Annotated in this window: 8 protein-coding genes; 7 read left to right on the top strand and 1 reads right to left on the bottom strand. The window is 46.1% G+C overall.

Going from position 1 to position 12,262, the window contains the following annotated elements; translation table 11 throughout:
• Nucleotides 1-6: 6 nt before the first annotated feature.
• Together ggt and RQM65_RS17015 are read left to right on the top strand one after the other, a co-directional pair.
• Nucleotides 7-1,701, top strand: a complete 1,695-nt coding sequence (gene ggt / locus RQM65_RS17020) for a gamma-glutamyltransferase (protein WP_314016619.1) — start codon at nt 7-9, stop codon at nt 1,699-1,701.
• A gap of 56 nt (nt 1,702-1,757) precedes the next feature.
• The gene (locus tag RQM65_RS17015; protein WP_314016618.1) at nt 1,758-2,186 is read left to right on the top strand and encodes a GNAT family N-acetyltransferase; all 429 of its coding nucleotides are present in this window, start codon (nt 1,758-1,760) and stop codon (nt 2,184-2,186) included.
• A 4-nt stretch (nt 2,187-2,190) separates the two neighbouring features.
• Here the strand turns inward: RQM65_RS17015 and RQM65_RS17010 are convergent, their stop codons facing one another.
• The gene (locus RQM65_RS17010) at nt 2,191-2,955 is read right to left on the bottom strand and encodes an XRE family transcriptional regulator (protein WP_314016617.1); all 765 of its coding nucleotides are present in this window, start codon (nt 2,953-2,955) and stop codon (nt 2,191-2,193) included.
• Nucleotides 2,956-3,372: 417 nt separating this feature from the next.
• Between RQM65_RS17010 and RQM65_RS17005 the strand changes: the two genes are divergently transcribed.
• The 5 genes from RQM65_RS17005 to RQM65_RS16985 all read left to right on the top strand — a co-directional run bounded on the left by RQM65_RS17005 (nt 3,373) and on the right by RQM65_RS16985 (nt 12,223).
• Complete coding sequence (locus RQM65_RS17005; RefSeq protein ID WP_314016616.1) at nt 3,373-4,635, top strand: putative DNA modification/repair radical SAM protein; 1,263 nt, start codon at nt 3,373-3,375, stop codon at nt 4,633-4,635.
• 148 nt (nt 4,636-4,783) lie between these two features.
• Nucleotides 4,784-5,557: a TIGR03915 family putative DNA repair protein gene (locus RQM65_RS17000; protein WP_314016615.1), complete on the top strand. Its 774-nt coding sequence runs from the start codon at nt 4,784-4,786 to the stop codon at nt 5,555-5,557.
• Nucleotides 5,558-5,747: 190 nt separating this feature from the next.
• Nucleotides 5,748-8,624 carry an excinuclease ABC subunit UvrA gene (gene uvrA / locus RQM65_RS16995; protein WP_314016614.1) on the top strand — a complete coding sequence of 959 codons (2,877 nt, stop codon included), beginning with the start codon at nt 5,748-5,750 and terminating at the stop codon, nt 8,622-8,624.
• A 48-nt stretch (nt 8,625-8,672) separates the two neighbouring features.
• Complete coding sequence (locus RQM65_RS16990) at nt 8,673-9,359, top strand: LOG family protein (protein ID WP_314016613.1); 687 nt, start codon at nt 8,673-8,675, stop codon at nt 9,357-9,359.
• A 68-nt stretch (nt 9,360-9,427) separates the two neighbouring features.
• Nucleotides 9,428-12,223, top strand: a complete 2,796-nt coding sequence (locus RQM65_RS16985) for a metalloprotease (protein WP_314016853.1) — start codon at nt 9,428-9,430, stop codon at nt 12,221-12,223.
• Nucleotides 12,224-12,262 lie beyond the last annotated feature (39 nt).

Here is a 12,262-nt window from a genome sequence, read left to right as displayed (position 1 = left end):
TAGAACATGACTCGATTTAAAAGTTTTATAGCGGTTAGTATCACATTATTGCTTTTTGTAGGCTGCAAAACCCTGCCGGCCACACCGACGGGACTTGTTACCGAAAGCGCAATGGTCGTCTCCGCCCGGGAGGAAGCTTCCAATATAGGATCGGAAATCCTGAAAAAGGGTGGAAATGCCTTCGACGCCATGGTGGCCACCGAAATGGCATTGGTAGTCGCCTATCCGTTTGCCGGCAATCTGGGCGGGGGCGGTTTTATGGTCTATCGCAAAGCGGACGGAACAACGGGAGCACTCGATTATCGGGAAAAGGCACCACTTTCCGCTACAAAGGACATGTATTTGGATTCCCTGGGCAACGTGATTCCCGATATGAGTACCGTAGGCGCTACTGCCGTCGGGGTCCCGGGCACCGTGGCCGGCATCATTGCCGTACACGAGAAATTCGGCTCGTTACCGCTAAAGGATATTTTTGCCCCTGTCATCGCCATGGCCAAAAATGGTATCGTAGTGACGCGGAAGCAAGCAGAGCGATTCGAAACGTACCGCGATGAAATTCTGAAGGTCAACGGAGGGACGACCACTTTTCCGATCGATGCGGAAGCTGGCGATATGGTCCGTTACCCCGCATTGGCGAAAACGCTGCAGCGTATATCACAACAAGGCCGTAGTGGATTTTATACAGGAGAAACCGCTAGAACCCTTGCCGCTTTTATTCAACAAAACGGAGGCTACGTCACGAAAGAAGACCTGGCAGGGTACGAGGCCAAATGGCGAACGCCCATCGCGTTCGATTATAAGGATTTACGGATAATTTCTATGAGTCCCCCCAGCAGCGGAGGGATGACCCTACATCAGATGTTCAAGATGATGGAACCGTATGAAGTATCCGAATACGGCCATAATTCCGTAAAGGAAATCCAGCTCTTTACGGAGGCCGCTCGCCGGGCGTACGCCGACCGGAACTATTATTTGGGCGATCCGGATTTTGTGGATATCCCTAAGGAGATATTGCTTAGCGATGCTTACTTGAAAAAGCGAATGGAAAGCTTCTCGTTCGACCGGGCTACCAAATCCTCCGATATCCAAGAAGGAAACGTACAAATGGCCGAAAGCATGGAAACTACGCACTACTCCATCGTTGACGCCGAGGGTAATGCCGTTTCCGTGACCACAACTTTGAACGGTGCCTTCGGCTCTAAACTGTACTGCGATGACCTCGGGTTTTTCTTGAACAACGAGATGGACGATTTCAGTGCCAAGGCCGGTGTGCCTAACATGTTCGGACTCATAGGGGCAGAAGCCAACAGCATTGCGCCCGAAAAGAGAATGCTCAGCAGCATGACCCCTACCATAGTCGAAAAAGACGGCAAGCTGTGGATGGTCGTCGGAACCCCCGGTGGTTCGACTATAATTACCGCAGTCGCCCAGACCATTTTAAACGTATACGAATTCGATATGCCGATGCAGGAGGCGGTCGATGCTCCCCGATTTCATCATCAATGGTTGCCCGACGTCATCATGTTCGAGCCTCAAGGCTTTCCAGATGGGTTGAAGGACGCCCTGAAATTGAAAGGATACCATCTTAACGAAGACCCCACCCCTATCATCGGGAAGGTGAATGCCATCCGCGTTTTACCTGACGGACGACTCGAAGGCGGTGCCGATAGACGCGGAGATGATACGGCCGTCGGGTTCTAATGTATTCCCCCTTATTCCGATTTACACCTAGTCACCTATACTAAATACATCTTATAATGGAAATAGAGATCCTCAAAAAAAGCGACATTGACGACACGGTACGACACCAGATTACCGAACTGTATTATCAACTGAACGATAGCCTCAATCAATGCCCCCTCCACCAAATTCTTCAAGAAGACAACCACGTTATCTTTGCGGTATGTATTATTGAGGAAAAAATCGTTGGAATAGCACTTTTGGCCACATACAAGGTTATCTCGGGTCACCGGGGAATGATAGAAGATGTTGTGGTCGACACGGAGCACCGGGGGAAAGGTATCGGTCGTAAGCTGATGGAAAAATTATTGGAGGAGGCAAAAAAGCGAAATTTGAACAGTGTTTTACTCTTTTCGGGCCATCACCGAAAGGCCGCCATAAGCCTATATAAGAGTCTTGGATTTACCCTACGCGATAGCGGCGTATACAATCTAAGGTTGAATTAAGCAGTCAGACCTTCTTGACGTGTTTCAACTGGTCTTTCAGCTCGTCCATAGATTCCTGTAGCTGTTTTAGAAGTCCCTTTTCCGTTGTGGCGTCCTCCCCGAAGGTAATCCGACTACTTACCTGCCATATTTCCTGAATCTGAAAAGGTTTGATATCGTAGGGCGGATAGGTCTCGTTCAGCGAAACCAAGGTAATATTATTGGAATTGGGCCGCTTTTCGATTTTTTTGACCAAAACGGCATCCTCTAGAACTATCACGTACATTTTATTGGCACTCACATCATCGATATGTTCCACGGCCCTGGCCAAAACCCATTCCCCCGGTTTCAAATTGGGCAACATACTATCACCTTCGACCTGAAAGCCGCGGTAGGTCGCATTACGAAATTCGGGAATCGGCAAATCGAAGGCCGGTAACTGTTTGTACCAACTGGAATCCTGTATATTTTGTGGATAGCCCGCAGCTGCTTTGGCGTTCACCAGCACCATATTCTCCCTATCTTCGGAATCGACGGTCACAACTTTAGGAATGACGCTAGTATTGGAGGTTTCCAAGTATTTATTGTCGCTCTCCCCGAACAACCAGAGCGGATTGATCTTAAACTGCCGTAAAAGCTCCGCAACCAACTTTCCCGATAATTTTGTTCGCCCCCTTTCAATATCGGCCGTTGTACTTGCAACCCCCAAAATGGAAGCGAACTCTGTTTGGGTATATCCCAACTCCCTTCGGATATCCCCAAAGCGTTTTAATGTAATTTCGTTTTCCATAATTTGTCCTTTATTATCGTTCTTCAATAGTACTTCATGACCCCATAAGAGGTCACCGACATGATCGCTCAATTCATCCAAAGATTTGCCCCGACTATCAGAGTGTGCTTTAAGATTTCGTACCAATATCAACCGCAAGGTTAAAGCCAAAGCCCTGATTTGATCACTGGCTATCCTATCTGGCTATCCTATTTGACCTAAGCCCAATAAATAGTCAGTTAAACTCCGTCTCTTTTCATAAACCAGGTAGCTGCCCAACCGTACAATTCCTCAGCTAAAAGTGTACCCCTCAACCGTCACCGAATCTCCTGAGCACTTCAAAGATACACTTTTTGGAATATATCCAAAATTTTATTTGGATTATTTCCATAATTAGGAATTTTACCATATTTTTGGAATCCTTACGAAATAGAAACTATGTCATTCGAACGAATCAAGGAGAAGTTGAACATTCTTGCCGATGCGGCCAAGTACGATGTTTCGTGCTCGAGTAGCGGCAGCAAGCGCACAAACACTGATAACAAACTGGGTGATAGCTCTGGGATGGGTATCTGTCATAGCTATACTGAAGATGGGCGTTGCGTATCTCTCCTGAAAATCCTGATGACCAACTATTGCATTTTTGATTGTGCCTACTGTGTGACCCGAAAGAGCAACGATATTAAAAGGGCTGCCTTCAAGATTCAGGAAGTCGTCGATTTGACCATCAATTTTTACCGGCGTAACTATATAGAAGGACTTTTTTTGAGTTCCGGAATTTTCAAGAGTCCCGATTACACCATGGAACGATTGATTGCGGTCGCCAAAAAACTGCGTACGGAAGAAAATTTCAACGGATACATCCATTTAAAATCGATTCCAGGTGCGAGTGATGAGCTGATGTGGGAAGCCGGACTATATGCGGATCGCCTTTCGGTAAATATTGAGGTGCCTACCATATCAGGTCTCAAATTACTGGCCCCTGAAAAGAAACACGATGATTTTACGAGGCCGATGCTAAAGGTAAAAAATGAAATTGTTCGGCATAAAGAGGAAAAGAAAGTTATTAAGAGTACGCCCAAATATGCACCAGCAGGGCAAAGCACCCAAATGATTATCGGGGCGACCGGCGAATCCGATAAGGACATTATGTACTCGGCCACCCACTATTACAAAAACTATAACATGAAACGGGTTTACTACTCCGGTTATGTCCCGGTTGCGGACGACAGCCGGTTGCCCCCCATCGGATCACAGGTGCCGATGCTTCGTGAAAACCGACTTTACCAAACGGACTGGCTCCTGCGATTTTATGGCTTCGGGGTCGGGGAAATTTTAAATAAGGAACATCCGAACCTCGATATCGATGTGGACCCCAAATTGTCGTGGGCATTGCGGAATCTCCACTTATTTCCAGTGGATATCAATATGGCGGATAAAGCAATGTTGGCAAGGGTTCCCGGTATCGGCATGAAATCGGTGCATAAGATTGTAAACGCTCGGCGATTTCGAAAGCTGAACTGGAATCATCTAAAAAACATTGGTATCGCCTTGAACCGGGCCAAATATTTTATCCTCTGCGATTCAAGTCATTGGGAACATCGGGACTGGGAAGCAGCTAAGATTAAGGGCCGGATTTTACAAAATTCAACCGGAAAATTTAGAAAGGAATATAGCTCTCAGCTGAGTTTGTTCAACTAGCTCGGATCGAAACGGTCATAAATAGTTTGGTTTAACCACATCGCAAACGTATCGCGATACATGCCTTTTTGACCAAAACACAAAGGATGTGGTTCGCGCGGGTGGACCAGGAAAGTAAAAATCACGCAGTCTCTTAAACAGGAACCTCATGGAAAATGCAAAAACCCTTATCTACGACGGAAGTTTCAATGGTTTTCTAACCGCGATATTCGTAGCTTTTGAAGAGCGTGCGCAGATAGCCGATATTCAAAAGAACAGGAGCGGTCAAAATGGTCTATTTTCAGAAACGGAAACGGTCTTTACGAATATTGAAAAGGCCAAACGTGTGTGGAACGGCATTCAGAAAAAGAACCATAACGCCGTAAAGAAGATTTATTTTGCATATCTAAGCGAAACCCGGGGCGTCGAACTATTGCTATACCGTTACATTCGCAAGCTCTTCGCTAACTTTTCAACGTATTCGGACTTTTCGGATGGAATCGTGTTAAAAATCAGCCAGCTGGCAAAGTCCGTTGGCCGTGAAAAGCACCGGATGGAGGCATTTGTCAGATTCCAACTGACTCAGGACGAGATTTATTTCGCCAATATCGAGCCCGACTTTGACGTACTCCCTTTGATATCCAAGCATTTCAGGTCACGATATGCCGATCAGCAATGGCTCATCTACGATGTTAAACGGGATTACGGAATTTTTTATGACCTTGAGCGTGTGGAAATTGTCTCGTTGGATTTAAATGAAATTTATAGCAACAGCATCCATCAAAGTGATCGCCTTCTAGTTGACGAGCACAACTATCAAGACTTATGGAACAATTATTTTAAAAGCACGACTATAAGATCCCGAATCAACAGAAAGCTTCACACGCAGCACGTTCCCAAACGCTATTGGAAATATCTTTCGGAGAAAAGAGAGGCAGTTTAAAAGACTTTTTTGAGTTGGGTAAGTAGAGTTTCCAAATTATTATTGATGCGGTTACCGAACAAATTACCTTAGCTCATCGTAACGGTCAACTGAGAAAGATATCAGGTTCCGTTCATCGATAATTATGTCTGGGTCAACTTCTTAATTTGTGGTCAAAACCGTACCTTTGCCGCCTTGCTGTGAAAAAAAAATGATAGAATACGAAGAAAATATTGAGGTACAGGGTGCCCGCGTCCATAATTTGAAAAACATCGACGTTACCATCCCTAGGGAGAAACTGGTGGTGATCACCGGACTTTCCGGCAGCGGAAAATCTTCTCTGGCCTTCGATACTATTTATGCCGAGGGGCAGCGCCGCTACATCGAAACCTTTTCGGCCTACGCCCGTCAATTTTTGGGCGGTTTGGAGCGTCCCGATGTGGACAAGATCGACGGCCTGTCCCCAGTTATTGCCATCGAGCAAAAAACGACTTCGAAATCTCCGAGATCCACGGTCGGCACTATCACGGAGATCTATGATTTCCTCCGGCTTTTGTTCGCTCGTGCCGGATTGGCCTACAGCTATAAAACCGGTGAAAAAATGGTGAGTTATAGTGACGAGCAGATCAAGCAACTCATCATTGCCGATTACGATGGGAAAAAAATAAACATTTTGGCACCGGTCATTAGATCTAGGAAAGGTCATTATCGAGAATTGTTCCAGCAAATCGGCAAGCAGGGGTATGTGAAAGTTAGGGTCGATGGCGAAATCGTCGATATTATCAAGGGCATGAAAGTGGACCGGTATAAGACGCACGACATCGAAATCGTTATCGATAGATTGAAGGTCCATGATACCGAAGATATAAATAAACGACTTTCCGAATCGATCAATACCGCCATGTACAGCGGGGACGATGTCTTGATGGTCTTGGAAGACGGCGGCTCGGAGGCCCGGTATTTCAGTCGTGATCTAATGTGCCCCACCACCGGTATTTCCTACCCCGTACCCGAACCGAATACGTTTTCGTTCAACTCCCCGAAAGGCATGTGTCCCGATTGCAGCGGCCTCGGACATATCTACGAGGTAAACGAAAATAAAATCTTTCCCGATAGGAAAAAGTCCATCAAATCAGGAGGCATTGCTCCGCTGGGCGATTATAAGAAATCATGGGCATTCAGGCAAATCGAGACTATTGCCAAGCGTTATGGTTTTAAGATGACCGACCCCATTGAAAAGATTTCCGAGGAAGCCATGAACGTCCTGTTGCAGGGAGGTCACGAGAGTTTTGAGGTCGATTCGAAATCCTTGGGCGTCAAACGCAGCTATAAAATCGATTACGAAGGTATAGCCCACTTTATCAAAAACCAGTTCGAAGAAGCAGGTTCGGCCTCGTTGAAGCGCTGGGCAAAAAGTTATATGGACAAGGTGGCCTGTCCGACCTGTGAGGGGTCACGATTGCGAAAGGAATCGCTGAATTTCAAGATCGACGATAAGAATATTGCCGAACTGGCCCATCTCGACATTTCAGAACTGGCCGATTTCTTTGAGGGTTTGAATCAAAGGCTGGACGGTAACCAGCAAATTATTGCCGAGGAAATTATCAAGGAAATCAAGACCCGTATCCGCTTTTTATTGGATGTCGGCCTGGATTACCTTTCCCTCGACCGCAGTTCGAAATCCCTCTCAGGTGGCGAGGCACAACGGATCCGGTTGGCCACGCAAATCGGTTCACAACTGGTCGGCGTCCTATATATTCTTGACGAGCCCAGTATCGGCCTTCACCAGCGGGACAACAATCGGTTAATCTCTTCGCTGGAAGCGCTTCGGGATATCGGAAATTCCGTTATTGTGGTCGAGCATGACCGCGATATGATCGAAAGGGCGGACCATGTCATCGATATCGGACCCAAGGCGGGAAGGCACGGCGGGGAGATTATCTCCGAAGGCGCCCCTGAGGCCCTTAAGAACTTCAGTACCTTAACAGCAGATTACATCACGGGGGACCAAGAAATACCGGTACCTGAAAAGCGCAGAAAGGGTAACGGCAAGAAGATAAAACTTTCAGGATGCACCGGAAACAATCTTAAAGATATCACCGTAGAATTCCTTTTGGGTCAAATGATAGGCGTTACGGGCGTTTCGGGGAGCGGAAAATCGACATTGATCAACGAGACCCTGTACCCCATAATGAACGCCCATTATTTCAACGGGGTCAAAAAACCGATGCCCTACAAAAAAATCAAGGGCCTGGAGCATATCGACAAGGTCATCGATATCAACCAATCCCCTATTGGTCGCACCCCGCGTTCCAATCCCGCTACCTATACCGGGGTATTTGGGGAGATTCGCGCGCTTTTTGCAAAAACTCCCGAGGCGGCCATCCGGGGTTACAAGCCCGGTCGTTTTAGTTTTAACGTCAAGGGGGGGCGCTGCGAAACCTGTCGGGGCGGAGGCGTCCGCGTCATAGAAATGAACTTCTTGCCCGATGTTTACGTAGAATGTGAGACCTGCAACGGAAAACGTTTTAACCGCGAGACGCTAGAAATACGTTATAAGGGCAAGTCGATTGCCGATGTGCTCGAAATGACCATCAACGAAGCCGTGAATTTTTTTGAACCTATACCCAAAATATATCGTAAATTAAAGACCATACAAGATGTGGGATTGGGCTATATTTCCTTGGGACAACAGTCCACCACCCTATCCGGCGGAGAGGCACAGCGGGTTAAGCTGGCCACCGAACTGTCGAAACTGAATACCGGGAATACGTTCTATATTTTGGATGAACCCACTACCGGACTGCATTTCGAAGATATCCGGGTACTAATGGAAGTTTTAAACCGTTTAGTGGACAAAGGAAACACCGTTTTGATTATCGAACACAACATGGATGTGATCAAGATGATGGATTATATCATTGATATTGGCTATGAAGGAGGTCGCGGCGGGGGCATGGTGGTTGCCAAAGGCACTCCCGAAAAAGTGGCGAAGGACAAGAAGAGCTACACGGCGCAGTATTTGAGAAAGGAATTGAGCTCGGTCGGGAAAGCCAGTGACCAATTGGCAGAGGCTGGGGACCAATGAGCAATCTACAGTACATCCAAATCCAAACCACTTACAATAGATTAAAAAATGCGAAAAGAACAACACCATAAAGGCTGGAACGAAATCAAGACCAACGATTCCTGGGCTATTTTTAAGATTATGGGCGAATTCGTAATGGGCTATGAGAAACTGGGAACCATCGGCCCCTGTGTATCCGTCTTTGGATCGGCCCGTACGAAACCGGGCGACGCCTATTATGAACTGGCGACCGACATCGCCCACAGTATTTCCGAGGCGGGCTACGGTGTGATTACAGGTGGTGGACCGGGAATTATGGAGGCAGGAAATAAAGGGGCGCATCTTGCCGGCGGAACATCCGTGGGACTCAATATCGACCTTCCATTCGAACAACACGACAACCCTTACATCGACGTGGATAAAAGTCTTGATTTCGATTATTTTTTTGTAAGGAAGGTGATGTTCGTCAAATATTCCCAAGGCTTTGTGGTCATGCCCGGGGGCTTCGGGACGCTAGACGAGCTTTTTGAGGCGATAACCCTGATACAGACCAATAAAATCGAAAAATTCCCAATTATCCTGGTCGTCTCCGATTTTTGGAACGGGTTGATGAAATGGATCAAGGACACCATGCTCGAAATAAAAAATATTAGTCCCCATGACCTTGATTTGATTCATATCGTCGATACTAAGGAAGAAGTGGTCGATATTATTGATTCATTCTACAAAGGCCGCTCGTTGAGTCCCAATTTTTAACCTTCCCCCGATTGAAACTAAAATCCCCCATAGCGAAAGCTCTATACATCCTCCTATTTTTTATCGGTATGGGAGGCGTATGCGCCCAGCATGAAAACATACTTACGGCAAAACTGGATGGACAAACCAAAAAAATAGACATTCAGCAAGAATTTCAGTATAGAAATAATTCCGATTCCACATTACATACCCTTTATTTCAACGATTGGGCCAATGCGTATTCAAGCAAAAACACCGGACTTGCCAAGCGCTTTGCGGAAGAGTACAAGAAAAGTCTTCACTTGGCCAAAAAGGACGAAAGGGGCTACACGTCGATAACCAGTGTAGTAGATGACGCCTATAGAGGGTTGAGATGGAGTCGGACAGAAGAAGACGACATCCTAAAAATACAATTGAACTCCCCCCTACCCCCGGGCGAATCGACTCAGCTGTTCCTGACCTATACAGTTCAACTGCCCGAAAACAAATTCACGACTTTCGGATATGGTAAGAACAATACCTATTATCTGAAGGACTGGTATCTGACACCTGCAGTTTTTAATGGCACCTGGCATCTCTATTCCAACAAAAATCTCGAAGACCTCTATACCGGTATTACCAATACTACGGTCAACTTTAGCTTTCCTGATGGACTCTATGTAGCTTCGAACTTTAGAGTTTTGGGAAATACGGTTTTCCCGAACGGACAGATGGCCCAATTACGGGGTGTCGACCAAAAGAACGCCGAGATTATCTTGACGCCCACAGACCGCTTCAGCACGCACGTGACGCCTGAAGTGACCGTAATCACAGATTTGGAGGCCTCAAAATACAGTGAGCTCTCCCAAGGGCTATCAATCAACAGGGTAACAGAGTTTTTGGAGGAACATCTGGGTGAATACCCACACGAACAGTTGCTCGTAAGTAAAATCGATTACGAAAAAAATCCGCTGTACGGCATTAACCAATTGCCTTCTTTTATCCGACCCTACGAAGAACAGTTCCAGTTCGAGATGAAGTTTTTGAAAACGGCGCTGATCAAAATTTTAGATGAAACCCTGTTTCTAGATCCAAGAAAGGAGCAGTGGTTGAGCGATGCTATCGCAAATTACCTGATGATCGCCTATGTTGAGAAATACTATCCCGATCAAAAATTATTGGGAAAACTGTCAAAAATCTGGGGTGTTCGAAGTTTTAATTTTGCCAAGATGGACTTTAACGAGCAGTATCCCTTTCTGTATATGCTGATGGCCCGGAAAAATATCGACCAGCCATTGAATACCCCGAACGACTCCCTGATCAAGTTCAACCAAAAAATTGCGAACAAATACAAAGCGGGGTTGGGCCTGTCTTACCTGGCAAGCTACATCGGAAAAGAAAAGGTAGATGAGAGTATTAAATCGTTTTACGAATATTATAAACTAAGCCGTGCCAAGGTCCTGGATTTCGAGTCCATCTTAAAACGCACAACCGATAAGGACATCAACTGGTTTTTCAGGGGATACGTTACTACGGACTGGAAAATTGATTTTAAGATCAAGGGAGTAGAAAAAACGGACGATTCCCTCAAGGTAACGCTTAAAAACAAGGCAGGGACGAATGTACCCATATCGCTGTTCGGACTGCGTAACGATTCGGTGGTATCCCAATACTGGTTCAGCGATATCAAGACGCAAAAAACGATTACCATTCCTAAAAACGATGAAGAAAGATTGGTGCTGAACTACGATCAGAAGATTCCGGAATTTAACCAACGGGACAACTGGAAGTCGCTGGGCGGATTTTTATCCAGTAACAAAAAATTGAAGTTTACGTTTTTCAAGGATTCCGAAAACCCGTACTTGAATCAAGTCTTTTATGTGCCCGTACTCAATTTCAACCTCTACGATGGATGGACTCCAGGATTGCGTCTATATAACAAAACCTTTTTGGAAAAGCCGTTTATCTACGATGTGGAGCCGTCGTATTCGTTCCGGGAAAAGACCTTTGTCGGCTCTGGAGGGTTGACGTATAGAAAGTATCTGAGCAAAAGCGGTCTCTATGTGGCCAATTACCGCTTAAGCGGCTCTACCTATCATTTTCAGGAAAACTCCCGATATACCACGATTACCCCATCGCTCAGTTTCGGCTGGCGCCCCGCAAATCTGATATCCAACAAGCGGGACTTCCTATCCTTTAGGTACGTTAACGTATTGAGGGACAAGGACGAAAGCCTTGATGATTTGGAGACCCCGCCCGATTACAGCGTGTTCAATGTGCGCTATTCGAGCAGAAATCCCGGAATCATCAATTATCTCTCTTGGTTCGGTGACGTACAGCACGCCAACGATTTCACCAAATTGGCGTTCGAGCTTGAATATCGAAAATTGTTTGAAAGCAACCGACAGTTTAATTTTCGGTTTTTTGCCGGAAAATTCTTGCGCAACAAGACAACTGGTTACACCGATTCCGATTATTTCAGTTTTGCGCTCGACCGGCCTACTGACTACCTTTTTGATTACGGATATCTGGGGCGATCGGAGGATTCAGGAATCTATAGCCAACAGATCATCATCGCGGAAGGAGGTTTTAAGTCCTTTATGCCCGAGCGCTACCGATTCGCCAACGATTGGATGGCCACCGTGAACACCAGCGTAAATCTTTGGCGTTGGATCGAGGTTTACGGGGATGCCGGATTGGTAAAGAATAAGGGGTTAAATGCAAAGTTTGTTTACGATTCCGGGGTTCGCCTGAACATGTTGACCGACTATTTTGAGCTCTACTTTCCCGTATACTCCAATAACGGATGGGAGGTGTCACAGCCCAATTACGGGGAGAAGATCCGTTTTATTATTACCGTAAGCCCCAAAACCCTAATCGGACTCTTTACCAGGAAGTGGTTTTAACAATTTACCATTTCGATTCCCCTTTTTTTTGAGTATTTT

The organism is Pricia mediterranea, from assembly GCF_032248455.1.
GTDB classification, from domain to species: Bacteria; Bacteroidota; Bacteroidia; order Flavobacteriales; family Flavobacteriaceae; genus Pricia; species Pricia mediterranea.
Note: the sequence above shows the minus strand (reverse complement) of the source record. Positions and strands in the feature narration are given on the sequence as shown.